This is a genomic window from Weizmannia acidilactici (assembly GCF_008974225.1).
Lineage (GTDB): Bacteria > Bacillota > Bacilli > Bacillales > Bacillaceae_C > Weizmannia > Weizmannia acidilactici.
In genome coordinates this window covers 17,517-41,792 of record NZ_BKZR01000025.1, presented here as the reverse complement: position 1 = coordinate 41,792, position 24,276 = coordinate 17,517, and the positions used below count along the sequence as shown (strand labels likewise).

Genomic DNA, 24,276 nt, shown 5'->3' with positions numbered 1-24,276 from the left:
ATGATGTTATTCCGGCGGGTTTTCTTGTTTACGGGCAGCCTCTTTCTTTTACATCCATTTCACCGCTGCCGTCCCGAGCAGTACCCAAGCGGCGAGGAACGCGATGCCCCCGATCGGTGTAATTGCACCGAGTACATTGATTTTCGTTAAACATAAAACATACAGGCTGCCGGAGAAAAGGACAATACCGATAAACATCAGCCATCCGGACCAATTCAGCAATGCCGATGATTTGATCATACCCGACAAAATACCGATTGCCATTAAACCTAGCGCATGGTACATCTCATAGCGCACGCCGGTTTCCCAAATGTCCAAATATTTCTGCTCCATTCTGCCCTGAAGCCCGTGGGCGCCGAATGCCCCTAATGCTACGGACAAAAACGCATTGATGGCGCCGAGCAAAACAAATATTTTCATCTTCACGCACTCCCGCTCATATATAATCTTTTATTCTTATTCTATCGGAACGGCCTGCTAAAAATCAAAAATAGAGTCGCCATTTGCACCATCTTCCATTTTCAGCGGCTCCGTCTTCAGCGCTGTTTGAGGCATGGATACGGAAGAAGAAATGGCCTTTTCCTCCTCCCCGCTTTCCAGAAGAATTTCGCACAACGCTTTTATTGCATAGACATGCTCCCTGATTTTCTTCGTCGACTCCCCCTGTTTTGCCTTTGCCAGTTCCTGCTCGATTTTTGCTAAAAGCGTTTTCGTTGTGATAGCCATTTCCGCACCTCAATCGCATTTTCTTTAGGATTATTGTAGCAAAGGCAATAATATCGAACAATGTTGATGATCTGATATATCCGTACGTACAAACATTTCAAAAAACCGACAATGTTCCACGTGAAACATTGTCGGTTTTGATCGGAGCGGCGTATTTTATGCCTTTTCCTGTTCCGGCAGCTGCCATTGGATTTCTTTTTCCCCTAAATCCCGCAAAATCCGGTTTACTTTTGAAAAATGGCGGCTCCCGAAAAAACCGCGGTTTGCGGACAATGGGCTCGGATGGGCAGCGGTCAAAACATAATGTTTGTTCGTGTCGATTAAAGCTTTTTTGCTTTGTGCCGGCCTGCCCCATAAAAGAAAAATAACCGGTTTTTCCTTTGCATTGATTTTTTTAATAACTTCATCCGTAAAGATTTCCCAGCCCATTCCCTGATGTGAGTGGGCCTGCCCTTCCCGCACTGTCAGCACTGTGTTTAGCAGCATGACGCCCTGCTTCGCCCAGCTGACAAGACAGCCATGGTTCGGGATCGGACACCCTAAATCATCATGCAGTTCTTTAAAAATATTCTGGAGCGATGGCGGGATATCCACGCCCGGCTTGACGGAAAAACTGAGCCCGTGCGCCTGGTTCGGGCCGTGATACGGGTCCTGCCCGAGCAGTACGACTTTGACATCGCGGTAAGGCGTATAATGGAACGCGTTGTAAATATCATACATATCCGGATGGATCCGCTTTGTCGCATATTCTTTTTTCAGGAATTCCCTCAATTTTAAATAATACGGTTTTTGGAACTCTTCGTTTAAAAGCGGGCCCCAGTCATTTTTCAAAATAGCTTTCACTCGTTAACAGCCCCTTTCTTTCCATACTATTATTCTACCAGTTTCCCCCGTGGGCGGACGAAAAACTTTTTTGTTTAGGGACACCCGGAAGCGGATATATAGTACACAAAGTCTTGCAACAGCCTGATAAAAGGGGGCTGTTCATGTATAAAGTGGAAGTGGTTGATAACGGCTTGGAAGAATGTTGTGACCAAGTTTGAAAATGAAGGATTTTCGAAAGATCATCTTTATATTTTCGCGCACGACAAAACGGGTCGAAAGATTTGGCAGATGTAACAGAAACCGGATCGGCCGGCATGGGGGAGCAAGGCGTCATCGATATGGCCGGAAATGTATTCCGCAGCGCGGCGATAAATTAAGATCGAAAATGCAGGTGCCCGGGCTGACGGATATGGAACAGTACGAAAAAGGATTGGGCCAGGTCCCGTTGCCGTCATTGCTGCGGACAAAAACGAAGACCCGGGAGATATCGGGCGCCTTCTGTTAACCAGCGCAGGCCGGCTGAAGTTTAGCAGCAGGCACATTTTTTACCTATTCATCCCCCCGTCCCCCATATTTGTTTTTTTCCGGGCAGTATTATATCCTAAAATAGTGTGAAGCTATATTGAAAAAAGGAGATGGGTGCGTGATGGGTTTAAAGAAAACTTTTACGCTCGCCGGTTCTGATTCCAGCGGTGGTGCCGGGCTTCAGGCGGATTTAAAAACATTCCAGGAACTGGGCGTTTACGGCATGTCCGCCATTACTTCCATCGTCACGATGGATCCGAAAAACGGATGGCACCATAATGTGTTCCCAATCGATGTGAAAATTGTCGAACCGCAGCTCGAAACGATCCTTTCTGTCGGAATTGACGCAATGAAAACCGGCATGCTCGGTTCTGTAGACATTATTGAACTGGCAGCCCGTAAAATAGATGAATACCATTTGGAAAAAGTGGTCATTGACCCTGTCATGGTTTGTAAAGGCGAAGACGAGGTTCTGCAGCCGGAAAATACGGAAGCGATACGCGAATTGCTTTTGCCACGTGCAACGATCACAACCCCGAACTTGTTCGAGGCCTGGCAGTTGGCAAAAACGGGCCCGATTAAAACCGTTGACGATATGAAAGAAGCAGCGGTAAAAATCCATGAACTGGGCGCAAAAAATGTTGTCATTAAAGGCGGAAAAGGGCTTGATACGGAAAATGCCGTCGATTTGTTCTATGACGGAAAAGATTTCGAAATCCTTGAATCGCCGAAAGTGGACACGACTTACAACCATGGCGCAGGCTGCACGTTTGCCGCGGCCATTACGGCTGAATTGGCAAAAGGCAATACTGTTCCGGGTGCTGTAAAAGTGGCGAAAGAATTCGTCCACATGGCAATCGAGCACGGCTTTAAGCTGAACGAATATGTCGGCCCTGTCATGCACGGCGCGTACACCCGTTTTTCGCATTCCAATGCATAAACCTCTAATAACCGGCCCCTCCGGCAAAAATCTTCACGGAGGAGCCGGTTTTTATTTTGACCGGACGCCCCGCCGATTTGCTATAATTGAAAAGAAACGATTGGCGGACAGAAAAAAGGAGGAAGACGATGGAACCGATACGTACGCATGAAGCACAAAAATGGCTCAATGAATTTGCCAATCAGCCGCTGTATATCCATTTGGAAACGACAAACGGCGCCTATGCCTCCCATGTCAATGAGTCTTTTTTTTCCGCCGGCGCCTACATCCGCAATGCGCAAATTTCATACGAACACGGAAAAATTGCCGGAGATGGCCCTTACCGGATCGGATTGAAAATGAAAATCGGCTGGGTCTACGCTGAAGGCTTGACGCATTTTGAAAAAGACGAGTTCGGCCGCCTGCTGTTTGCCGGCCATGGTTATGACGGAAAACTTGCGGTTGCACTTGAATTGAGCAAAACACCTTTTGAATAAGGAGATGAAAGAAATGGAAAAAGAGCGCCATGTTCTGGTGATTTTCCCACACCCGGATGACGAGGCATTCGGCGTTTCTGGAACGATTGCAACCCATGTCAAAAACGGCACGCCGGTCACGTATGCCTGCCTGACGCTCGGGGAAATGGCGAGAAACCTTGGGTACCCCCCTTTTGCCACAAGAGAATCGCTCCCGCATATCCGCAAAAAAGAATTGCAAAAAGCGGCGGAAATCATGGGGATCAAGGACTTACGCATGATGGGGCTGCGCGATAAAACGGTGGAATTTGAAGATGATGAGAAAATGGTAAAAATGGTGCTGAACCTCGTCAATGAATTGAATCCATCACTTGTGATTACATTCTATCCCGGCTACTCCGTCCATCCCGACCATGAAGCAACAGGAAGGGCCGTTGTCCGCGCACTCAGGCAGATCCCGGACGAAAAACGCCCGAAACTCCACTGCGTCGCATTTTCGAAAAACCATGAGGCAGAAATCGGAAAACCGGATATCGTCAATGATGTAAGCGGTGCATCCGAGCAAAAACTTGGAGCCATGAAAGCCCACCTCTCCCAAACCGGCTGGATGATGAGGGAACGGGAAGAAAAACTGAAACGAAAAGACCCGGAAACGCTCCGCTGGCTCCATTACGAACACTTTTGGACGTATGACTGGGACAATGACCGGGTCGAATAAAGGTCAATAAAAAACCCCGTTGAGAAATTCATTTTTCCCGGCGGGGTTTTTGTTGCTCTGATGGTCGCGAAATTCACGGCATCTCGAGCACCCTGTATATGGCCTTTGCCACGCCGTCGTCATCATTCCTTTCCGTCCGGTAGCGGCAAAGTTCCAGCACTTCTTTTTCGGCATTTCCCATTGCAAAAGGATATCCGACCCGTTCTAGCATCGAGATATCATTTAAATTATCGCCGATCGCCATTGTTTTTTTCATGGACAGCCCGTGTTTTTTCACATACTCCTCCAACGCAATTCCTTTTTGGGCTGAAACATGGTTCACTTCTATATTCCGGAAACCCGACGAAGTGACTTTAATATCCGGGAAGTCCTTTTCCAGGCTTTTTCCGATTTTCCGCAGCCGGTGTTCGTCTTCATTAAACGCCAAGATTTTATAAAAGAGAATGGACGGGTTGTGGAAAATATCCCTTGTTTCGCCCTTATTATGGATGTAGCGCCGAATGCCGCGCTGTTGGATATGGGCGCGCACTTCTTCGACCGGCACTTCCGGATTGGCGGAATGGAACAGATCGACAAGCATATCCATGTTTTCCTCGTAATCTTCGGTAAAAGTGCCTTCATTTGTAAAAAATTCATAATAAATGCCGAGATTGTCGAATACGGTTGCAATCCGGGCAGCCGTTTTTGGATTGAGGACACTTGTTTTGAGCAGTCTTCCTTCCTCATCCCTTACTTCCGCCCCGTTTAATCCGATCACTGTACAATCAATGCCGGCCGGATCCAGCACCAGCCTTGCTTCTTCATAAGAACGCCCGGTCGTAACGACAAAATGGATGCCCTTTTTTTGCGCCAGTTTGATCGCTTCGGCATTTGCCGGGCTGACTTCCTGTTTAGAATTTAACAACGTTCCATCCATATCGGATGCGATGCATTCGATCATGCTGCCTTCCCCCTCCAATAGCACCAGTCCTCAAGCAAAACTTGCCTTTATTATATCAGATTTTTTGGGCGCAGTAACGGCGGGCATGTCCGAAAACGGAAACCGGGCCTTCAAAACTTGCACGGCCCGGCACATTTTTTTAGAATTTATTTTCCCAAACCCATTGCTTTTAACAAAGCATCATGGATATACGTATTCTCATAGGTCCCTTCAAACAAGGAAGCCCCGCGGCCCATAGCCGTCAAAGGAATGTCGGCTGCCGTATGGCCGGATGTTGTCCAGTCCACCATAAATTGCTGGTCGGAACCGGCTACCTGGAACGGGCCATCTTCTTTTGAAATGCCGTCACCGGATTCATCGCTGTTATCTACGCCCTCAATCGCCATCCCGCCGCAATCATGGTCGGCCAGCACAAGCACTAAAGTGTCAGGGTGTTTTTTCGCGTAATCTTTTGCCACATCTACCGCGTTATCCAATTGCTGCCCCGCTTTGATCAGCTGGGTTGCGTTGTTTTCATGGGCCATTTCATCGATCGCTTCTTCTTCCACCATCAGAAAGAAACCTTTTTTATTTTTCGACAGTGTGCCGATCGCTTTTTCGACCATCGTTGGAAGCGAAACAACCGGGTCATACTGGTCGCCGTCCCCTTCAGGGCGCTGCTCAAACATTTCTTCATTGGCAAACAGGCCCAAAAGCTTATTCCCGTTTGCTTTTTGCAGCCCGGAAGCGTTCATTACATATTGGTAGCCGCGTTTTTTTGCTTCCTCCACTAGATTACCTTCCGTCCCCTTACTTGCCTCTGACGGATCTTTTGCCGGATGGTCTTCGTATGCGCCTGCATTGCCGGCAGGATACCAGTAATCTTCCCCGCCCCCAAGCAGGACGTCCACCTTGCTGTTTTCCAAATACTGCTTCGCGATTTTGCTCTGCTCGGAGCGGTTTGCAACATGGGCGCCGAATGCTGCCGGCGTTGCGTCCGTAATCTGGCTGGTCGTTACAAGGCCGGTTGACTTGCCGGCTTCTTCCGCTTCTTCCAAAACTGTCTTTTTGCTTACTTTATTGGCATCCATCCCGATGGCCCCGTTATACGTTTTGACACCCGATGCCATGGCTGTTGCGGCGGCTGCCGAATCGGTCACAGTTGACGTTGAGCTTGTATGTACAATCCCCGCATACGGCATTTTATTCATTTCAAGGTCCCCGTTTAAGCCGACCGTTGCCAGCCGGATGGCATCCCGCTGCACGGCCCCCATGCCGTCCCCGACAAACAGGATGACGCTTTTCGCCTTTTCGTGCGATGGGGTGTGCATGTGTTGTGAAGGCTGATAAGATTTTGCACTTGCGATGCCGGACACCCCCAATGCCGCAATAGTCGTCAATGCCATTGCCGCTTTCACCAAACCGTTTCTTTTGCCCTTTTCCAACTCGCTTCCTCCCCTTCCCTTGATTTCTCATTACACGAATGATTGTAAAAAAAGAGTTTAAAGGAAGTATGTTGGAATTGTAAAAGAAATATAAATATTAGGTTTACAAAGCAATGTTCACCTGCGCAGTTTGATATATTCGTTTCTCGCTTCATAATAGTATTCCAGAATTTTTTCGCCCCTCCGCTGAAAAACACTTAAATAAAGGGCATCTATAATATTCAGCTGCGCCATTCTGGAAGAAGTCGTCCCAATCCGGAAATCCTGCTCAGCGACCGGCGTGCACAGCTTAATATCGGCTTCTTTATAGAGGGGGGATTTTTCCATATTCGTAATCGCAATGATTTTTGCCCCTTTCCTTTTTGCAAAACCGGACAATTCCAGCACATCTTTTGTTCTGCCGGAAATGCTGATCGCAACAAGCACATCCTTTTCATTTAAATATGGAATGATGGATAGCAAATAATGGAAATCTTGTGAAAATATCGTATGGTAACCCATCCTGGAAAATTTATAATGGGCATCCACTGCGGCCGTCACGGACCCACCGACGCCACAAAACACCACTTTTCCCGCCTTCTCCATTACATCCGCGGCTTTTTCCAGCTCCCTCCTGTCAAGTGTCGAAATGCACGATTCAATGGCTTTTTTATTGCCGTAAGTAACTTTCTGGAATAAATCATACGGGGAATCTTTTTGCTGTAAAATGGAAAAATCGGTCATATTGATTTCCGACAACGTTAAGTTCTTCACGAGTTCCAGTTTAAACGCCTTAAAGCTTGCCACACCAATGGATTTGCAAAATCTCACAACAGTCGACTCGCTTACCCCGGTTTTTTCCGACAAATCTTTGGTGGTCATATTCGGAACCATTTCCGGATGTTGCACAATATAAGCGCCGACTTTCTTTTCGGCACAGGTCAAATGATGCAGCTCCTTCTGAATTCTATCCAATAATGAATCCACACATTTTCCTCCATTACAACCATCATAGTAAAAACAGGTATACTGGGGACGGATTCCCCTCCATTACAGTTATTCCAGCCCCAGTGCAGCGTTTTCTTTAATCATAGAATGGTTGCGGCAAGCCGTCAACGCCATGCCACATAAATCAGTCGGATTTGCGTGTTCTTCTATTCACAGCGGCCGTTTTATATGGTAAAATAAACATCATTTCGCTGGAATTTCACATCAGGTATTTCATCAAGGAGTGTTAAGATGCCTTATTCACAACATCGGCATGCGATCCTTATCAGCATTTGCTTTTTCCTCGCCATGAGCCTGTCCGCCGTATGGTTTTTCCAGAACCACCTTACAGCAAAAGGAAATGCCGCTGCAGCCCGCCCTGCAGCCGATCCGATTCCGACCGTTTTCGTGCATGGCTATAAGGGTACAGCCAATTCGCTGGGCGGCATGCTCAACCGTTTAGAGGAAAGCGGGGTGGCTGAAAAAGCAATGGTCATTCATGTGACCGCAGACGGGCTGATCGTTGCCAATGGGCAAGTATCAAAGCAAGACCGGCATCCGATGATCCAGGTGATTTTGTCGCAAAACCGGTCCAGCTTCCGGCAAACAGCGGAATGGCTTGAAAAAGTCATGCATATTCTTTACACCAAATACGATGTGAAAGAGGCATATCTTGTCGGGCATTCGATGGGCGGTTTGATTTGTACAAAATATATTGAGGAAACGTCCCATCAGCCAAACTATCCGGTGATCCGCAAACTGGTGACGATCGGCAGCCCATATCACGGCGTCCTTGTCCAAAGGTTTAAGCAAAATCCAAACAATACCGGCGCCGCCGCCCGCGATCTGCTTCCGGGCTCAAACGCGTTGAAAGCTCTTTTTGCCAATAAAAACCGGTTCGGCGGAAAGATCGAAGTCCTTGCGATTGCAGGTGTGGTAAAAAATCCGGCTTCCGGGGACACGCTTGTTTCCCTTGACAGCGCGCTCGGCGGCAAATCAATTGTTCCGGCCGGCCGGTACACTTCCAAAATTGTTTACGGCAAAAATGCGCAGCACAGCCGCCTACATGAAAACAAAAAGGTGGACCATATGGTTGGGAACTTCCTCTGGAAAGAGAAATAAGACTTTTTAAAGCGGCGGGCACAGCAACAGGCAGTATCCGCCGCTTTTTGCGTTCCCTATTCATCAAACTGGTCAAACTTTTCGTACAATTTCCGGAGCTCCTGTTCAATGTCGGCCAGCTGTTTTTCAAGCGGATGGAGGTTCCCTTTTACATACTCCAGCTTTTCAAGATCATGCTGTAAACGGACATAATCCGCTTTTAAATCGGCAATTTGGTACTCCACATCCCGTTTATTCATGTTTCTTCCCCCTTTAATGGAATAAAGACCTTAAAAACAGTGCCTTCCCCCACTTTGCTTTTGACTTCAATCCTGCCGCGGTGCTTTTCGGTAATGGCCTCGGCGATCGACAAACCGAGCCCGGTCCCGTCCCGTACCCTTGCTTTATCGCCGCGGTAAAACCGTTCGAAAATATGGGGCAAGTCATGCTCATCAATGCCGCTTCCGCTGTCTTCAATTTCAATGACGGCAAAATTGTCCTTCCGGTACAATGACAGTTTTATAAACCCATTTTCCGTGTACTGCTTGGCATTCTCAAGAAAAATATAAATGAGCTCCTGCAACCTTGTCGGATCCCCCCAAACAACAGGGCGTTCCAGCAAATTATTGATGAGCAGGATATTTTTCGGCAGCCCGGCTTGAAATCGCCGTGCAATGGAGGCACACAAATCATACAACTGCACCTCTTCAAAACGGTACTGCTGGACTTTCTGGTCGCTTCTTGCTAAAAACAGCAAATCTTCCAGCATCTCTGCCATTAATTTTGCTTCCGTTTTTAAATCGGCCACGACTTCTTTTCCAAACGTGCTTAAATGTTCCCCCTCTTCTTTTTCCAGCAACTCGATCGAACTGTAAAACACGCTGATCGGCGTCCGGAGTTCATGGGAAGCATCCGAAACGAATTTTCGCTGTTTCTCTAAAGCCACATGGATCGGGACAATGGCTTTTCCGGCGAGAAAATAACTTAAGAGCGCCAGGATTGCCGTAAAAACGGCCGAGAGGAGCAGAAACAACACGAGAAGCTTTTGCATCACATGATGTGCGCCTGTCGTCTCAATCCCAAACACAACATACACGGTTCCGGAAGTTTCCGCATGTACCGCTTCAACATGATACATGGCGTTGCGCTCATTATATTCAATTTCATGGTAACCAGAACGGAGATTGCCCTCCGCTGCCAGTTTCCTCATTTCCGAATGCAGCCCCGGGATCAATTCCTCCCCTTCAAGCAGCTTGCCGCCCGGTTTTAAAATATAATAAAAATAAGGGTGGCCGGCTTCCTGCACTTTACTTCCGGATGCATTTTCCTTCAAACGCGCCAGGCCGGCTTTGCTGATGGCTTTTTCCTGTTTCATATACTGGCTGATTTCTTTCATTTGTTCCCTTTCCGCCACTTTTTGGACGGTAAAATACATAATCACCAATATAAATACTAGAAACAGGAAAAATGTAAGGATATACAGTATCGTTAAATTTCTGCGGATCGGCTTAAACATGGCGACCATCATTCATCCTATACCCGATACCCCGTACTGTTTCAATCAAGGAACTATCCCCTTTCCTGTCGATTTTCTTTCTCAAAAGCTTAACGAGCGCATCGAGCGCATTATCGGAAACATCCTCTTCCGGGCCCCAAATTTGCTCCACTATTTTTTCGCGCGGAACCACGAGATTTTTATTCCTCATTAAGTACTCGCAAAGCTGATATTCTTTTCTCGTCAATGGGATCATTTCACCGTGTGCTTCGGCCTGTTTGGATTCCAAATGCAGCGTCAAGTATCCGCATGACAACGTCTCTTTATAAGTTTTCCATTCTCTCCGCTGCAGTGCATAAATCCTTGCCAGCAGCTCCTCAAACGCAAACGGTTTAACAATATAATCATCCGCCCCCGCCCGAAGGCCCGCCACAACATCGTTCACAGCATCCCTCGCCGTAACCATGATAATGCCGCCCTGAAAACCTTGTTCCCTCAGCTTCCGGCAGATTTCTAGCCCGTCCAGCCTGGGCATCATCCAGTCCAGTATAAGCATGTCATAAGGCACAAATAACGCCTCATCGTAAGCGCGCACGCCGTCCTGTTCCCAAGCTACCTGGTGTTTTTCTTTCTCCAGCATATGGCAAAGCAGATTACCGAATCTCTTGTCATCTTCTGCCAGTAAAATTTTCACGCTTATCCCCTCACAGGTGTTTGATAAGGAGGTAAAAACATTCACATTTTTATCATACCATGGACGCAAAACAAATGATGTGAAGTAAATTCAATTTGCCGGTGATTTTTCAGATTCATTTCAGATACAGCCGCTATACTAAGCTTGAAGTAAAAAAGAAAGGAATGGACATGATGAATACACCAATCCACCCGCTGTTGGTGCACTTTCCAATTGCCCTACTGATATTCGGGGTAATCTTCCAATTTATTGCGCTCTGGAAAAAAGATTTTTTTAATAAAATGGCGCTGTACTTATTTGGCAGCGGTTTTGTGATGGGAATTGTAAGTTATATGACAGGGGATTCCGCCATCCCGGATGCACGGGAAAAATGGGGACAAGCCACACGTTCAATGGTCGAAACGCATGAACATTATGCCTTGATCACGATGATCATTTTCGGGGCAATCTTATTTTTAAAACTGCTTATGTACTTTAAACCGTTTAAATGGATGATGCCGCTCATCATTGTTCTGTGCACAGCCGGCACCACAACTTTAACTTTGACCGGCCATTACGGCGGCAAGATGGTCTATAACAGCCCGGCGAAAACATCTGCACAGACTTCAGCAAAATAATTGCGGCCGGCCGCTTTGGCGCAAAAAGGGAACTCACCTTAATGCGTTAAAGCGGCTAATTTTGCATTTGAGGCTTTTAAGAGATGATGCGGGGACAGAACGATTTGTGTCCCTATTCTGCCTGCACTCACAATGATTTCGTCAAGTGGAGCGGCACTTTCATCCACGAATGTCGGATAGTTTTTTTTCATGCCGATGGGTGAACAGCCGCCGCGGATATAACCGGTATATTTTTGAATATCTTTTACATGGATCATTTCGATCTTTTTCTCGCCGGCCGCTTTGGCCGCTTTTTTCAAATCGAGTTCCGCTGCAACCGGGATGACAAACACATAAAGGTTCCGGCTGTGCCCCTGCGTGACCAATGTTTTAAATACTTTTTCAAGCGGCTTCCCGATTTTCTCCGCAACGGAAACGCCGTCTATCTTCCCGTCCTTTGCCTCATACGACAGCATGCCATATGGAATATTTTGGGCATCCAGCAGCCGCATTGCATTCGTTTTCGCGATTTTCGCCATTTGACCACATCCTTTAAAACGCTTCTAATAAAAGTGTAACGGTTTTGGATGGAATTTTCCATAAAAAGCAAAAAGCCGACCCGCACAGGCAGGTCAGTCGGATCACATCTATTTACGTACTCCCTTTTTCTTTTTTTGGTTCATATCACCACGGCTGCCGGTTGAAAACTCCACCAGTTCTTCCGCGATTTCATTACCGAGTTTCGCATTTTTATTTCTTTCGGCATTCTGGTTGCCGTATTTTTGCCTTCCCATCTGCATGCTCCTTTCCTATTTACAGCTATATTTTGCTGTTAAAAAGAAAGGAATATGCAGAGACGGTTAATGAATGATGTGGGAAACCATCCACGGCGTGGCAAAAATGGAGATAGCAGCGACGATAATCATGCTGACGCTTGAGATCGCGCCGGATTTAGAACTTAATTCAAACGCTTTTGAGGTGCCTATTCCGTTCGCATGCGTTCCAAGCAGGACGCCATGGGCAATTTCATTCTTGATGCGAAGGCTCTTAATGATCCACGGCGCAACGGTTGAACCGATGATCGCGTTAATGATCACGAAAACGGCCGTAACGGACGGTACGCCGCCGATTTTTTCAGAAACCCCCATTGCAATCGGCGTTGTGATCGTAAACGGAATTAAGCTGTGCACAAGGCTTTTATTAAAATGAAAAAGCGCTGCGATACTGGACGAAACAAAAATCGCCATCATCCAGCCGGCCGCAATCCCGATCAAAATTTCCGCCGCATTTTTCCGGATAACGTTGAAGTTGCGGTAGAGCGGCACGGCAAATGCAACAATGGCCGGCTGCAGCAGATCCGTCAAAACCGCTGTGCCTTTTTGGTAATCTTTGTACGGAATATTTTCTCCGAGCAAAAACGCGCTTAATAAAGCTGGCGTCACGAGCAGCGGGGACATAAACACTTTTTTGTATTTCGCATACAGTTTCTTAAAAACCCAATAGCTTACAACAGTAAACATCAGGCATACTACTTTAATGGCCACGCATCTTCACGCTCCTCCGGTTAGCAATTTTATCCGCGATCCACCCTGAACAGGCCATGGCGGTGACCAAACTGATGATGATCACAATGATGATTTCCGGGCCGTTTTTCAAAAGCAGGCTTTTATACTTGATCATCCCGACAGCGGACGGAATAAAAAAAAGCAGCAGCTCCGCCAATAAAAAATTTACCCCGATTTCGATCCAACTCATTTTGACAATACCGAATTGCAAAAGGAGAAAGAGTGCAATCATCGCAAGCATGCTTCCCGGCAGCGGAATGTGCAGAAGCTTTGCCGCAAAGCCCATGACCTCAGCGAACAAATAAAGTCCTGCAACCTGCAAAATGCCTATCCCAATCTTTTTCAATATTTTCACCTTCTAAAACCAGTTTACCGCGCAAACATTTATAGGTAAAATGAATATATAGTATGCTGAGCATGCATTTTATCTATCACAGGGAGGGATAAAGTTGGACATCCAGCATCTGCAGTACTTTGTTTCCGTTGCCATCCACGGCAGCTTCACAAAGGCCGCCCAGGAACTTTATGTGTCGCAGCCTACGATCAGCAAAATGATTAAAAGCATTGAAGATGAACTCGGGGTCCAGCTGTTTGACCGCTCAGGGAAAAAAGTCGTTTTGACCGATACCGGACGAGCTGTTTTTTATCAGGCGCAAAAAACATTAAAAGCTTTCCGGCAGCTGACGGAAGAAATCAATGATGTCGCCAACCTGAAAAAAGGCACGATCCGGATCGGGCTCCCGCCGATGATCGGATCGCGCTATTTTCCCCGGGTGATTGATGAGTTCCACCATACATACCCGAACATCAAAATCCAGCTTGTGGAGGATGTCACAAGAAAAGTAATCCATGATGTCGAGAACGGTACATTGGATCTTGGCGCCGTCGTCATGCCGGTCAATCATGAATTGCTCAGCTATTTTTCTTTTGTCCATGACCAGCTTGTTCTTCTTGTGCACCCGTCCCATCCGCTTGCGGACCAGAACCGTGTAGGGCTTGCGCAGTTAAAAGATGAGGAGTTCATTTTTTTCCATAAAGATTTTGCCCTGCATGACCAGATTATCCAGGAATGCCTGAAACTCGGGTTTATGCCGAAAATCATTTACGAAAGCACCCAGTGGGACCTGATCTGTGAACTCGTTGCATCCAACCTTGGGATTGCCCTGCTGCCGAATACAATCTGCCATGCATTCAACCCGGAACGCGTAAAAATCATCAGCTTGGTCGACCCGGTCATTCCATGGAATTTGGCGATCATTTGGCCGAAGCACCAATACCTTTCTTTTGCTGTAAAAGAATGGATCCGGTTTACAAAAACTTTATTCGGCTGATGATGCAGAAAAACCGGCTGACAGGGCCGGTTATGGTTTGATATCAATCCTGTATGCCTCAAACCAGTAATGGATCTGGGCAAGATACGCAAGCAGCTGTGGGCCGGTCATGAGCTGGCCGAACCACGGCGTCTGGAACGCTTCCCCGTTTGTGTTCACCAATTCCATTAATTGATCGCGGAGCAGAAACTCATACAAAATGGAATCCTTCTTCTCCAAAATTTCACTGAGCCATTGTTTTACCGCCGCCGTGTAAGCCGGGTGGTGCGTTTTCGGGTACGGGCTTTTTTTCCGGTATAAAATTTCTTCCGGCAAAATGCCCTCCAACGCTTTCCGCAAAATGCCTTTTTCCCTGCCGCCGTACATTTTCATGTCCCAAGGAATATTCCATACATATTCGACAATCCGGTGGTCGGCAAACGGCACGCGCACCTCAAGGCTTGCCCCCATGCTCATCCGGTCTTTCCGGTCAAGGAGCGTCGTCATAAACCAAAGCATATTGATGTAAAACAGCTTCCGGCGCTTTGCCTCCAGCGGCGTTTCCCCGTTCAGGAGCGGGGTTTCCGCAACAGATGCTTCGTATTTTGACATCACATAATCTTTCAATTGCAATTTTTCCTGCCAGCCTTCTTTTAACAGGCTGACGCGCTCATCCAAAGACCGCATCCACGGGAAGCCTTCACGGTTCAAATCATCTTCACGCCGGAACCACGGGTAGCCGCCGAAAATCTCATCCGCGCACTCACCGGAAAGGCTGACGGTAAAATCTTTTTTGATTTCGCGGCAGAACCAGAGAAGCGAGGAGTCCACATCCGCCATCCCCGGCACATCGCGGACAATGACGGCTTCTTTTAAGTACTCGGCAAGGTCTTCCTGCCTGATCACGCAATTGTGGTGAACCGTATCAAACGCTTCCGACATTTTCCGGATCCACAGCCCGTCGGCATTCGGCTGGAAATCGCTCACCTTAAAATAGCGCTCATTTTCTTCATAATCGATGGAAAAAGTGTGCAGCCTGCCCTTTCCCTCTTGTTTAAAATGATTGGCACTAATAGCGGTAATGGCGCTCGAATCGACGCCGCCCGACAGGAACGTGCAAACGGGGACATCTGAAACCAGTTGCCTGACAACAGCATCCTGAATAAGCGCGCGGATGTTTTCAGCCGTTTCTTCCACCGTATCCGTATGCGGCGCGCTTTTCACATTCCAATAACGCCAAACTTTCAACCCGTCCCTGGAGAAAGTAAGCGCATGGGCCGGGCGCAGTTCTTCCATGCCGCGGAAAACACCCGTCCCCGGCGTCCGGGATGGCCCGAGCCCCCAAACTTCAGCGAGCCCTGCGTAGTCAACTTCTGCTTTGACGTTCGGATGTGCGAGCATCGCTTTTAATTCCGAGCCAAACAAAAAGCCGCTTTCATGTTCTTTATAAAAGAACGGCTTTACTCCGAGGCGGTCGCGCGCGGCAAATAATTGTTCTTTGTTCCTGTCCCAGACTGTAAAGGCAAAAATCCCGTTCAGGCGTTCAACACATGCTTCTCCCCATTCGATATAAGCAGTCAAAAGTACTTCCGTATCAGAATGCCCCCGGTAGGTGTAACCTTTTTTCAAAAGCTCCGCACGCAAATCTTCCGTATTATACAATTCGCCGTTATAACAAATCGTATACGTGTTTCCGCCCTTTTGGCGCGTCATCGGCTGGACGCCGCATAAAGGATCAACGACGACAAGCCGCTTATGGCCGAATGCCGCATGCGGTGAAAGCCATATATTGGTGTCATCCGGACCCCGTTTGCTTAATGTTTCCGTCATTTTTTTTACCGTTTCGATTTCACTCCGCAAATCTTTTTGAAAATCGACCCATCCGGTTATTCCGCACATTCCGGCTCACCCTTCCTGAATTTCTCCGGTTTTGCGGCATTGATGCTTATAAGCCGCTATACCGTGCAATTTTTTCTTTTCGGCTGTATTAGTATATAGGCAAATACCCCGGAATGTGAGTTGTCCTATGATGGAACATGGAATGGGGGCAAAATCGTGCCCAAATTTTTTATGGTACAATTAACATATGTTTTGGGTTATAGAAAGGGATGAGCTGATGATTGCCGCATTAATCGTCATATTGGTGCTCGTATTGTTTTTGCCTTTTTTCGCGCCGCTTGTCGAGCGCAATTTGGAAGTTTTTTTATTTATTATGGGATGGGTCGCGGCCATTGCCGGCGGTGTGCTGGACAAGCCGCTGATCATAAAAGCTTTGGAGGATCCCGTTAAAATTACAATTGCGGTGTTCATTGCCGGCTTATTGTTCCGCTGGCTGGAAAAGCCACTTGAAAAAATCATTTCCGCCATTAACCGTGTAATGCCGTTTCCGCTTTTGGCTGCACTGATTGTGATCATTTTAGGCCTGCTTTCAAGTGTGGTGACCGCCATTATTTCTGCTTTGATTTTAGTGGTCATCGTCAGCGTCCTGCGGCTCGACCGGAAATCGGAAACACAGCTGGTGGTGTATTCCTGCTTTTCCATCGGGCTCGGCGCCGCGCTTACCCCGATTGGCGAGCCACTTTCGACCCTTGCGATCAGCAAGTTAAACGAGGACTTTTTTTATCTAATCCGCCTGATCGGGCCGGAAGTGATTTCAGCTATTTTAATTTTCGGCATCTTGGCTGCGGTGGTGATTAAACCGGAAAGCTCGGAATTGGGGCTTCAAAGTGCGCACAACCGTGAATCGTATGTGGATATCGTTTTGCGGACGGTGAAAATTTACTTGTTTGTCATGGGGCTGACGCTGCTCGGGGCGGGGTTTGAACCGCTCATCAACCGTTTCCTGCTTGATTCAAGCCCGTTTATTTTGTACTGGATCAATATGATTTCGGCTGTGCTCGACAATGCAACATTGGCAGCTGCCGAGATCAGTTCGAAAATGGCGAATAGAACCGTCCAGGCCATTTTACTCGGACTGCTGATCAGCGGCGGGATGCTCGTGCCGGGCAATATCCCGAATATCATCTCCGCCGGAAAACTGCGGATCACAAGCCGGGAATGGGCCAGATTCGGGCTCCCGATCGGCCTTGTTGCCATGGCGGTTTATTTTGTAGTGATTTTGTTGGTGTAAGGTATGAAGGACAATTTATGGGACGGCATCGTTAGTTTTGTCCTTCAACCGACTAAGGAAAAACAATACACCAATTTTAAAACTACATTGAATCCTTTATAGACACAAAGGGTTCCCCAAAAGCCATGTGCCCAGTTTTCGGGGGACCTTTCTTTTAGTTTTGCACATAAACATTTTCCAGTTCCGCCCGCAAAAACTTGGCCAATTCAAGCATGCCGTATTTTCCCGCAGCCGCTTCGGCATCGGAATTATAATTTGTATTCGTATTGATGTCGTACGTAAAAATTTCGCCGTCCGCATTGCGGATAAACTCAATGCCCGCAACCTTGATCCCGTTGCCGCGCAGTAGTTCTTCGTATTTTTGAATAATCGGCTCGTTAAAATCGTCAATAATTTGGAACTTCGGTTTTTGTTCCGTTTCCTCGCCGGCAGGGCAGAACAGGCCGCCGATTTGGCAGGCATCGGCAGGGCAGAGTTCAAAACCTCCCGACGTATCCACCCGGACCGCGTACACAAATTTTCCGCCGATGAATTCGCAGCGGGTAATGTAATGCTCCGGTGATTCAATGTATTCCTGCACAAGTGTCACGCCGTCCCGCGGTTCTTCAAACACATCACTTTCAACATACTCCTTGAGCGCATCAACCGAATGAAAAAGCTGGACGCCGAGTCCTTTGCCCGCGCGGTTATGTTTCGTGATAAAAGCAGAGGCCCCAAGTTTTTCTGCGGCTTTGATCATTTGTTTCTTTCCGACCGCGGCAATCGTTTTCGGCGTGCGGATCCCGTATTTCTCCAGTTCCATATACTGGTTCACTTTGCTCACTTCAAGCCGGAGCGCGCTGCTACCGTTGATGACCCGGCGCCCGTGTCGCTCGAGCCAAGCCAAAACGGCCGATGTCAGTTCAGGGGCATAGGTATGTTCCCTCGTGTGTGAGGAAGCGCTCATCCGGCTGAAAAAAATCCCTTCCGGCGGCTCCGAAGTCAGATCCACCGTCCCTTCATCCAAGAACCAAAGCTCATAAGGCAGGCCCAATTCTTCGAACCTCTTTACCAAATGGTCCGTCCATTCCTGATTTTCATGCAAAACATAAATCTTAGCCACGCAGTTTCCTCCTATTTTCCAGTTTTTGTTTATTCCAATAACGGCATGACTTGTTTTGAAAAACGTTCCATCTCTTCCAGTTGCGGGGAAAACTGCAACAACAGCAAATCAACACCGGCATCTTCAAATTCCTTGATGCGGGAAGCAATCTGCTCGGGCGTGCCAATTAAATTCGGCCGCAACCCGCGGTTGGAGACGGAATAATCATACAATTTTACTTGCTGCTCAAGTTGCGATTTGCTGACAAAATCTTTGTAGCCGGCATACCCGCTCGTTTCCTTTACATCCGTAATCCGGGCCAGTTCCGCCTGCGCTTCTTCTTCCGTATCGCGGCAAATCACATAAGCCGCCATGCCGAACGATTCAAACGGTTTTTTGCCTGCCGCTTCACGTCGCTTTTTCATGTCCGCAATTTTGGCGCGCAGTTCTTCCACCGTGCCGCCGTGCATCACGTAAGCATCACAACCGTTCACAATTGCCTGCTTGCCACGCTCGCTTTCCCCACCCGCATAAAGACGCGGATACGGCTTTTGCACCGGTTTTGGCGCAAGATGCGCATTTTCAATTTTGTAAAAACGGCCGTCATACGAAAACGTCTCTTCTGTCCACATTCCTTTCAGCACATCCACAAATTCTTCCGTCATGTCATAGCGCTCATCATGGGCGGTGAAAATGCCGCCGTACTGCTTCGCTTCGCCTTCCCACCATGCTGAAACAACATTTAAGGTAAAGCGGCCGTTGCTGATGCGGTCAATGTTTGCCGCCATTTTTGCGGTAACGGCCGGATTGTGGAAACCGGGGCGGACTGCTGCCATAATTTCGATTTTTTCCGTAACAGCTGCGAGTGCAGCAGCCGTCGACCATGCTTCGAGCGAATCGCTTTCAGGTCCCTTTATGTCATTTAAGTAGAGTTCTGCGATTAAAGTCGTGTCATATCCCCATTTTTCAGCAGACTGGGTCACTGTTTTCGCGTAATCAAACGTCGGCAGCATGTTTTCATCCTCAACATTCCGCAGCCATCCGCCAAAAATCGGCAGCCAAAAGCCGTATTTCATCTGTTGTTCCTCTCCTTTGTGTATGTATGAAAAAAAACTTCCCCGATAAGAAGAAGTTTTCAATCAAACGCCTCTTATCTTTCAGGAATCAATCCTGCTGGAATTAGCACCTTTCAGATAGACATCTGCGGTTGCCGGGCTTCATTGGGCCATTCCCTCCGCCACTCTTGATAAGAATTTTCAATTGTCATATTAATCATACTACAAAACTTTGAATTTGTCATCCTACACCGCTTTATGATCCGTCAGCTTAAAACGATTTACAGATTTTTAATGATAAAGTTCTTAAAAGATGTAACTGCCGGGGACATATAGCCTTCCGCTTTCCACACCATGTAAATTCTGCGGGAGCATTGGAGATTTCGTACCCGTATGACTGAGATTTTACTTTCATTCACATCGGGGATAAACGGAATAAGCGCTACACCTAAACCAGCTCCAACAAGATCTGCGACAGTTCGTTCCTCCAATCCTTCAAAGGCCACCTTTGGTTCGAAACCCGCCTCAACGCATAGTTTATCAATGACCTCTCGAAGTGCAGTGTCATCCTTAAAAAGAATAAACGGTTCGTCTGCCACCTCTATTAAATCTATTTCCTCGATCCCGGCCAGACGGTGGTTTGCCGGTACGATTAAATATAATTCTTCCTATAATGCGACCTGATCATCCATGGGAAGCAGGGGATGAAGCGGCATTAAGGAATTCCTTGGCAGCGTCAGCCATTACGTTGTCCAACATTCAGACATTCCTGTATTGATGATTAAATCATCAGATTCTGATTTTAAAGAAAGACAGCCCGGCGATGCATGTTCGTTTATGCTGTTTTTCAGACTAAAAGGGGCTGTCCCAAAGCACTGAAAAGTAGTTTGATAATGATCGCAAAATTCACGAGACTCCTGCGGGAAAAGCGAGCAAGAAGAGACCCAGTGCGCTTGAGGGACGAGCGAGGAGGCTCACGACGCGTGAGGAAAGCGAGTGAATTTCGCGATCATCAACAATCTCTGATAATTTTTACATTGCATGAAAAAGGGATGTCCCTAAGTCAGTTAACCAACTTTTGGGACAGCCCCGTTTTCATTATATCCTGAAGTAACTTTTTAACCAATCTGCCTTCCTGCCGCAAACTGGCTGTAATAAAGATCAGCGTAAAAGCCGCCTTTTTCAAGCAGGGACTGGTGGGTACCCTGTTCGATCACATCGCCGTGGTTCATCACAAGTATCAAATCGGCATCGCGGATCGTCGACAGCCTGTGGGCGATAACAAAACTCGTGCGCCCTTTCATCAGGTGGGCCATCGCCTTTTGGATTGCGGCTTCCGTTCTCGTATCAACGCTGCTTGTTGCTTCATCCAAAACCAAAATTGCAGGGTCGGCGAGAATCGCGCGGGCAATAGTCAAAAGCTGCTTCTGCCCTTGGGAAATATTTGTTGCTTCTTCATTGAGCACCGTATCATAGCCGTCCGGCAGCACGCGGATAAAATGGTCGGCATGCGCCGCTTTTGCTGCCCGGATGATTTCCTCTTCCGTAGCATTTTCACGGCCGTAAGCGATATTGTCGCGGATCGTGCCGTTAAACAGCCACGTATCCTGAAGCACCATCCCGAATGTCGTCCGCAAATTATCCCGCTTAAGATCGCGGATATCGATCCCATCAATGGTAATTTTGCCGCCGTCCAGTTCATAAAACCGCATCAGCAGATTGATCAGTGTCGTTTTCCCTGCACCGGTCGGCCCGACGATTGCCACCATCTGGCCGGCCTTGACATTAATATTCATATTGCCGATGACCGGCTCGCCGTTTTTATAGCCGAAGCGGACATGGTCGAAAACGACATCGCCTTTTGGACGGGCAAGTATTTTCGCATCTTTTGCATCCGGCACTTCTTCCGATTCGTCCAAAATTTCAAATACGCGTTCTGCAGAAGCAATCGTCGACTGGATGATATTCGCAATGTTGGCCGTTTGTGTAATCGGCTGTGAGAACTGCCGCGAATACTGGATAAACGCCTGCACATCGCCGACTTCAATCTTGTTTTTTGTGACAAGAATGCCACCGGCAACAGCGACAAACATATAGCCGATATTGTTGACAAAATTCATTAGCGGCATCATTGTCCCGGAAATAAATTGCGCCTTCCAGCCTGATTCATACAGCTTATCATTCAGTTCTTCAAATTTGCGAATCGTTTTTTCTTCATGGCCGAAAGCGCGGATAATTTGGTGGCCCGTGTACATTTCCTCAACATGGCCGTTGACCGCTCCGAGCGCCCGCTGCTGCCTGATAAAATGTTTTTGCGATTGCTTCGCCACAAACGCCGTCGCCAAGATGCTGAGCGGGATCGTCAGCAACACAATCAGCGTCATGAGCGGGCTGATCGATAGCATCATTACAATGACACCGATAATCGTCACAAGCGATGTGATCAGCTGCGTCAAACTTTGCTGCAGCGTCGAACTGATATTATCAACATCATTGATGACGCGGCTTAAAATTTCCCCGTGCTGACGGGCGTCATAATATTTCAGCGGCAGCCGCGCCAGCTTTTCTTCGACATCTTTACGCAGCTGGTACACCGTTTTTTGCGCAACACCAGCCATCACATATTGCTGAATAAAACTAAAGACCGAGCTGATCACATAAAACCCGACCAGCCAAATAAGAATTTTGCCGATATAATCAAAATCAATATAGGCACCCGGAACGCCTTTCATTTTCATGACCATACCCTCAAACAGTTTTGTTGTCGCCTTCCCCATAATTTTCGGCCCGACAATCGTAAAAATGACGCTTAAAATTGCCGTAAAAAGCACCGTCACAAGCCGCAGCCATTGCGGTTTTAAATACGTTAAAAGCCGTTTGAGCGTACCTTTAAAATCTTTCGCCTTTTCCGCAGGCATGCCTGCCATCATGTGGCCGCCCGGGCCCCTTCTTACAGGAGGCGTTTGTTTCGTTTCCCCGCTCATGCATATTCCTCCTCTGCCAGTTGGGATGAAACAATTTCGCGGTAAACGCCGCAAGTTTCCAGCAGTTCGCGGTGCGTCCCGATCCCGGCAATTTTCCCTTCATCAAGCACAATAATCCGATCCGCATCCATTACCGTACTCACCCGTTGTGCCACGATCAAAACGCAAGATTCTCCCGTCTCCTTTTTGAGCGCCCTGCGCAAAGCGGCATCCGTTTTAAAATCGAGCGCCGAAAAGCTGTCATCAAACAAATAAAATTCCGCTTTTCTCACGAGCGCTCTGGCAATCGACAGGCGCTGCTTCTGCCCGCCGGAAACGTTCGTGCCACCCTGGGAAATCACTGATTGGAACCCGTCCGGCATTTCTTTTATAAAAGAGGCGGCCTGCGCAACTTCTGCGGCGTGCTCCACTTCGGCATCTGTTGCCTGCTGATTGCCGTAGCGAATATTTTCCGCGATCGTGCCCGAGAACAGAACCGCTTTTTGCGGAACAAACCCGATTTTTTTACGCAAATCTTCCTGCTTCATCTCGCGGATATCTGTCCCGTCGATTAAAATCCTGCCTTCTGTTACGTCATAAAACCTTGGAATCAAGTTCAGTAAAGTGGACTTCCCCGATCCTGTCCCGCCGATTATAGCCGTTACCTCACCCGGACCGGCCTGAAACGAAATATTGGATAGCACCGGCTGTTCGGCATTTTCATAACGGAACGCCACATTGTCAAACACAATCGTTCTGGACAAGTTTTCATTTGCCTGCTTTGGCTCTTTAGGATCGATGATTTTTGTATTCAAATCGAGCACTTCCCGGATCCGCCCCGCCGATACGGACGCACGAGGAATCATAATAAACATTACCGACAGCATAATGAATGAAAACATGATTTGCATTGCATATTGGATAAACGCCATCAAATCGCCGACTTCCATCGCCCCGCTGTCAATACGGTGCCCGCCGAACCAGACAATCGCAATTGTGGAAAAATTTAAGATCAGCATCATCATCGGCATCATTACGGCCATTATTTTATTGACGCGGATTGCCGTATTTGTCAAATCCACGTTTGCATGGTCAAAACGTTCTTTCTCGAAATCCGTGCGGCTGAACGCCCGGATAACGCGGATGCCGGTCAGATTTTCGCGCATGACGCGGTTTAACGCATCCAATTTTTTTTGCATCAATTGAAACAGCGGGATCGCTTTTGACTGTACGAAAAGGATGACAATTGCAATCACAGGGATCGCCACCGCCAAAACGCCTGAAAGTTTTACATCCCGCGTAAGGGCCATGATGATACCGCCGATGCACATTAAAGGCGCCATGACCATCATCCGCAGCATAATCGTCAGCACCTGCTGAACTTGGAAAATATCATTCGTTGTTCTCGTAATCAAAGAAGCAGTGCCGATTTGGTTGATTTCTTCCTGGAAAAACGTTTCGACATGGGAAAAAACTTTACTGCGCAGCACACGCCCAAATCCGGTGGCCGATTTTGCCGTAAAAAAACTTGCCCCGATCGAGCAGAGCATGCCGGCTGCCGCCACTGCGAGCATATAGCCGCCTATTTTCCAAATATACGACACATCGCCGTTTACAACGCCTTTGTCGACAATATCGGACATCAATGTCGGCAAGTACAGTTCCGACATCGTCTGCAGAAAAACAAGCACGATGACAAGCGCCACCTGCATCCAAAACGGTTTTAGATAACGAAATAACTTTATCATAGGCGAGTAGACACTTCCT

The 24,276-nt window shown here is 47.6% G+C and carries 25 protein-coding genes, 2 pseudogenes and 1 riboswitch; of the genes and pseudogenes, 8 read left to right on the top strand and 19 right to left on the bottom strand.

Going from position 1 to position 24,276, the window contains the following annotated elements; translation table 11 throughout:
• Positions 1-48 precede the first annotated feature (48 nt).
• From GBH70_RS10410 to GBH70_RS10400, 3 genes are all read right to left on the bottom strand, one after another.
• The gene (locus GBH70_RS10410; protein ID WP_151680982.1) at positions 49-420 is read right to left on the bottom strand and encodes a DUF423 domain-containing protein; all 372 of its coding nucleotides are present in this window, start codon (positions 418-420) and stop codon (positions 49-51) included.
• 57 nt (positions 421-477) lie between these two features.
• Complete coding sequence (locus GBH70_RS10405) at positions 478-726, bottom strand: YwdI family protein (protein ID WP_151680981.1); 249 nt, start codon at positions 724-726, stop codon at positions 478-480.
• 156 nt (positions 727-882) lie between these two features.
• Positions 883-1,569 (bottom strand): uracil-DNA glycosylase, encoded by a 687-nt coding sequence (locus tag GBH70_RS10400; RefSeq protein ID WP_151680980.1) that lies wholly within the window; start codon positions 1,567-1,569, stop codon positions 883-885.
• 628 nt (positions 1,570-2,197) lie between these two features.
• On the opposite strand from GBH70_RS10400, the gene pdxK reads away from it, so the two are divergent.
• The 3 genes from pdxK to bshB2 all read left to right on the top strand — a co-directional run bounded on the left by pdxK (position 2,198) and on the right by bshB2 (position 4,189).
• Positions 2,198-3,016, top strand: a complete 819-nt coding sequence (gene pdxK, locus GBH70_RS10390; RefSeq protein WP_151680979.1) for a pyridoxine/pyridoxal/pyridoxamine kinase — start codon at positions 2,198-2,200, stop codon at positions 3,014-3,016.
• A gap of 128 nt (positions 3,017-3,144) precedes the next feature.
• Positions 3,145-3,492: a YojF family protein gene (locus tag GBH70_RS10385; protein WP_151680978.1), complete on the top strand. Its 348-nt coding sequence runs from the start codon at positions 3,145-3,147 to the stop codon at positions 3,490-3,492.
• A 13-nt stretch (positions 3,493-3,505) separates the two neighbouring features.
• Positions 3,506-4,189: a bacillithiol biosynthesis deacetylase BshB2 gene (bshB2, locus tag GBH70_RS10380; RefSeq protein ID WP_151680977.1), complete on the top strand. Its 684-nt coding sequence runs from the start codon at positions 3,506-3,508 to the stop codon at positions 4,187-4,189.
• 73 nt (positions 4,190-4,262) lie between these two features.
• Here bshB2 and GBH70_RS10375 read toward each other — a convergent pair whose 3' ends face one another.
• The 3 genes from GBH70_RS10375 to GBH70_RS10365 form a co-directional block, all read right to left on the bottom strand.
• The gene (locus tag GBH70_RS10375; protein WP_151680976.1) at positions 4,263-5,129 is read right to left on the bottom strand and encodes a Cof-type HAD-IIB family hydrolase; all 867 of its coding nucleotides are present in this window, start codon (positions 5,127-5,129) and stop codon (positions 4,263-4,265) included.
• 146 nt (positions 5,130-5,275) lie between these two features.
• The gene (locus tag GBH70_RS10370; protein WP_151680992.1) at positions 5,276-6,514 is read right to left on the bottom strand and encodes an alkaline phosphatase; all 1,239 of its coding nucleotides are present in this window, start codon (positions 6,512-6,514) and stop codon (positions 5,276-5,278) included.
• A gap of 156 nt (positions 6,515-6,670) precedes the next feature.
• Complete coding sequence (locus GBH70_RS10365; protein ID WP_151680975.1) at positions 6,671-7,519, bottom strand: MurR/RpiR family transcriptional regulator; 849 nt, start codon at positions 7,517-7,519, stop codon at positions 6,671-6,673.
• 252 nt (positions 7,520-7,771) lie between these two features.
• Between GBH70_RS10365 and GBH70_RS10360 the strand changes: the two genes are divergently transcribed.
• Positions 7,772-8,641 (top strand): alpha/beta fold hydrolase, encoded by an 870-nt coding sequence (locus tag GBH70_RS10360; RefSeq protein WP_151680974.1) that lies wholly within the window; start codon positions 7,772-7,774, stop codon positions 8,639-8,641.
• A gap of 56 nt (positions 8,642-8,697) precedes the next feature.
• On the opposite strand, the gene GBH70_RS10355 is transcribed toward GBH70_RS10360, so the two are convergent.
• Genes GBH70_RS10355 through GBH70_RS10345 form a run of 3 tightly spaced genes read right to left on the bottom strand, consistent with a single transcriptional unit; the run spans position 8,698 to position 10,809 of the window.
• The gene (locus GBH70_RS10355; RefSeq protein WP_151680973.1) at positions 8,698-8,880 is read right to left on the bottom strand and encodes an SE1832 family protein; all 183 of its coding nucleotides are present in this window, start codon (positions 8,878-8,880) and stop codon (positions 8,698-8,700) included.
• Positions 8,877-10,136, bottom strand: a complete 1,260-nt coding sequence (locus GBH70_RS10350; protein ID WP_172968304.1) for a sensor histidine kinase — start codon at positions 10,134-10,136, stop codon at positions 8,877-8,879. The genes GBH70_RS10355 and GBH70_RS10350 overlap by 4 nt, the downstream gene beginning before the upstream one ends.
• Positions 10,129-10,809 (bottom strand): response regulator transcription factor, encoded by a 681-nt coding sequence (locus tag GBH70_RS10345; protein ID WP_151680972.1) that lies wholly within the window; start codon positions 10,807-10,809, stop codon positions 10,129-10,131. Before GBH70_RS10345 ends, GBH70_RS10350 begins: the two co-directional genes overlap by 8 nt.
• A gap of 173 nt (positions 10,810-10,982) precedes the next feature.
• Between GBH70_RS10345 and GBH70_RS10340 the strand changes: the two genes are divergently transcribed.
• Complete coding sequence (locus GBH70_RS10340; RefSeq protein WP_151680971.1) at positions 10,983-11,426, top strand: DUF2231 domain-containing protein; 444 nt, start codon at positions 10,983-10,985, stop codon at positions 11,424-11,426.
• 38 nt (positions 11,427-11,464) lie between these two features.
• On the opposite strand, the gene ybaK is transcribed toward GBH70_RS10340, so the two are convergent.
• From ybaK to GBH70_RS10325, 4 genes are all read right to left on the bottom strand, one after another.
• On the bottom strand, positions 11,465-11,944 hold the full coding sequence (gene ybaK, locus GBH70_RS10335; RefSeq protein ID WP_151680970.1) for a Cys-tRNA(Pro) deacylase: 480 nt from the start codon (positions 11,942-11,944) through the stop codon (positions 11,465-11,467).
• A gap of 108 nt (positions 11,945-12,052) precedes the next feature.
• Entirely contained in the window at positions 12,053-12,199 is a 147-nt protein-coding gene (locus GBH70_RS16775; protein ID WP_172967449.1) for a hypothetical protein, read from the bottom strand.
• Between the two features lie 66 nt (positions 12,200-12,265).
• A complete protein-coding gene (locus GBH70_RS10330) occupies positions 12,266-12,949 on the bottom strand; it encodes an LrgB family protein (protein ID WP_151680969.1) in 684 nt (227 codons plus the stop codon).
• Positions 12,939-13,316: a CidA/LrgA family holin-like protein gene (locus GBH70_RS10325; RefSeq protein WP_151680968.1), complete on the bottom strand. Its 378-nt coding sequence runs from the start codon at positions 13,314-13,316 to the stop codon at positions 12,939-12,941. Before GBH70_RS10325 ends, GBH70_RS10330 begins: the two co-directional genes overlap by 11 nt.
• A 103-nt stretch (positions 13,317-13,419) precedes the next feature.
• Between GBH70_RS10325 and GBH70_RS10320 the strand changes: the two genes are divergently transcribed.
• Positions 13,420-14,301 carry a LysR family transcriptional regulator gene (locus tag GBH70_RS10320; protein ID WP_151680967.1) on the top strand — a complete coding sequence of 294 codons (882 nt, stop codon included), beginning with the start codon at positions 13,420-13,422 and terminating at the stop codon, positions 14,299-14,301.
• Between the two features lie 30 nt (positions 14,302-14,331).
• Here the strand turns inward: GBH70_RS10320 and asnB are convergent, their stop codons facing one another.
• Positions 14,332-16,179, bottom strand: a complete 1,848-nt coding sequence (gene asnB, locus GBH70_RS10315; RefSeq protein WP_151680966.1) for an asparagine synthase (glutamine-hydrolyzing) — start codon at positions 16,177-16,179, stop codon at positions 14,332-14,334.
• Between the two features lie 217 nt (positions 16,180-16,396).
• Here asnB and GBH70_RS10310 point away from each other — a divergent pair, with 217 nt between their 5' ends.
• Positions 16,397-17,410 carry a DUF1646 family protein gene (locus GBH70_RS10310; RefSeq protein WP_151680965.1) on the top strand — a complete coding sequence of 338 codons (1,014 nt, stop codon included), beginning with the start codon at positions 16,397-16,399 and terminating at the stop codon, positions 17,408-17,410.
• Between the two features lie 154 nt (positions 17,411-17,564).
• Here GBH70_RS10310 and GBH70_RS10305 read toward each other — a convergent pair whose 3' ends face one another.
• The 3 genes and pseudogenes from GBH70_RS10305 to GBH70_RS10295 all read right to left on the bottom strand — a co-directional run.
• The gene (locus tag GBH70_RS10305) at positions 17,565-18,512 is read right to left on the bottom strand and encodes an ATP-grasp domain-containing protein (RefSeq protein ID WP_151680964.1); all 948 of its coding nucleotides are present in this window, start codon (positions 18,510-18,512) and stop codon (positions 17,565-17,567) included.
• Positions 18,513-18,541: 29 nt separating this feature from the next.
• Positions 18,542-19,567 (bottom strand): LLM class flavin-dependent oxidoreductase, encoded by a 1,026-nt coding sequence (locus GBH70_RS10300; RefSeq protein WP_151680963.1) that lies wholly within the window; start codon positions 19,565-19,567, stop codon positions 18,542-18,544.
• A gap of 71 nt (positions 19,568-19,638) precedes the next feature.
• Positions 19,639-19,744: riboswitch (SAM riboswitch) on the bottom strand.
• A gap of 83 nt (positions 19,745-19,827) precedes the next feature.
• Positions 19,828-20,202: pseudogene (locus GBH70_RS10295) on the bottom strand (LysR substrate-binding domain-containing protein); the annotation flags it as partial.
• A 21-nt stretch (positions 20,203-20,223) separates the two neighbouring features.
• Between GBH70_RS10295 and GBH70_RS17205 the strand changes: the two are divergent.
• A pseudogene (locus GBH70_RS17205) lies at positions 20,224-20,332 on the top strand (universal stress protein); the annotation flags it as partial.
• Between the two features lie 332 nt (positions 20,333-20,664).
• On the opposite strand, the gene GBH70_RS10285 reads toward GBH70_RS17205, so the two are convergent.
• Both GBH70_RS10285 and GBH70_RS10280 read right to left on the bottom strand, forming a co-directional pair.
• Positions 20,665-22,530, bottom strand: coding sequence for an ABC transporter ATP-binding protein (locus GBH70_RS10285; protein ID WP_151680961.1), 1,866 nt, complete (start codon positions 22,528-22,530; stop codon positions 20,665-20,667).
• Entirely contained in the window at positions 22,527-24,257 is a 1,731-nt protein-coding gene (locus tag GBH70_RS10280) for an ABC transporter ATP-binding protein (RefSeq protein WP_151680960.1), read from the bottom strand. The genes GBH70_RS10285 and GBH70_RS10280 overlap by 4 nt, the downstream gene beginning before the upstream one ends.
• Positions 24,258-24,276 lie beyond the last annotated feature (19 nt).

What these genes read in the sequence shown, in the direction of transcription:
- GBH70_RS10410 (WP_151680982.1), bottom strand. Translation starts at nt 420, where the DNA reads ATGAAAATATTTGTTTTGCTCGGCGCCATCAATGCGTTTTTGTCCGTA.
- GBH70_RS10405 (WP_151680981.1), bottom strand. Translation starts at nt 726, where the DNA reads ATGGCTATCACAACGAAAACGCTTTTAGCAAAAATCGAGCAGGAACTG.
- pdxK (WP_151680979.1), top strand. Translation starts at nt 2,198, where the DNA reads ATGGGTTTAAAGAAAACTTTTACGCTCGCCGGTTCTGATTCCAGCGGT.
- GBH70_RS10385 (WP_151680978.1), top strand. Translation starts at nt 3,145, where the DNA reads ATGGAACCGATACGTACGCATGAAGCACAAAAATGGCTCAATGAATTT.
- bshB2 (WP_151680977.1), top strand. Translation starts at nt 3,506, where the DNA reads ATGGAAAAAGAGCGCCATGTTCTGGTGATTTTCCCACACCCGGATGAC.
- GBH70_RS10375 (WP_151680976.1), bottom strand. Translation starts at nt 5,129, where the DNA reads ATGATCGAATGCATCGCATCCGATATGGATGGAACGTTGTTAAATTCT.
- GBH70_RS10370 (WP_151680992.1), bottom strand. Translation starts at nt 6,514, where the DNA reads ATGGCATTGACGACTATTGCGGCATTGGGGGTGTCCGGCATCGCAAGT.
- GBH70_RS10360 (WP_151680974.1), top strand. Translation starts at nt 7,772, where the DNA reads ATGCCTTATTCACAACATCGGCATGCGATCCTTATCAGCATTTGCTTT.
- GBH70_RS10355 (WP_151680973.1), bottom strand. Translation starts at nt 8,880, where the DNA reads ATGAATAAACGGGATGTGGAGTACCAAATTGCCGATTTAAAAGCGGAT.
- GBH70_RS10350 (WP_172968304.1), bottom strand. Translation starts at nt 10,136, where the DNA reads ATGTTTAAGCCGATCCGCAGAAATTTAACGATACTGTATATCCTTACA.
- GBH70_RS10340 (WP_151680971.1), top strand. Translation starts at nt 10,983, where the DNA reads ATGAATACACCAATCCACCCGCTGTTGGTGCACTTTCCAATTGCCCTA.
- ybaK (WP_151680970.1), bottom strand. Translation starts at nt 11,944, where the DNA reads ATGGCGAAAATCGCGAAAACGAATGCAATGCGGCTGCTGGATGCCCAA.
- GBH70_RS16775 (WP_172967449.1), bottom strand. Translation starts at nt 12,199, where the DNA reads ATGGGAAGGCAAAAATACGGCAACCAGAATGCCGAAAGAAATAAAAAT.
- asnB (WP_151680966.1), bottom strand. Translation starts at nt 16,179, where the DNA reads ATGTGCGGAATAACCGGATGGGTCGATTTTCAAAAAGATTTGCGGAGT.
- GBH70_RS10310 (WP_151680965.1), top strand. Translation starts at nt 16,397, where the DNA reads ATGATTGCCGCATTAATCGTCATATTGGTGCTCGTATTGTTTTTGCCT.
- GBH70_RS10300 (WP_151680963.1), bottom strand. Translation starts at nt 19,567, where the DNA reads ATGAAATACGGCTTTTGGCTGCCGATTTTTGGCGGATGGCTGCGGAAT.
- GBH70_RS10285 (WP_151680961.1), bottom strand. Translation starts at nt 22,530, where the DNA reads ATGAGCGGGGAAACGAAACAAACGCCTCCTGTAAGAAGGGGCCCGGGC.
- GBH70_RS10280 (WP_151680960.1), bottom strand. Translation starts at nt 24,257, where the DNA reads ATGATAAAGTTATTTCGTTATCTAAAACCGTTTTGGATGCAGGTGGCG.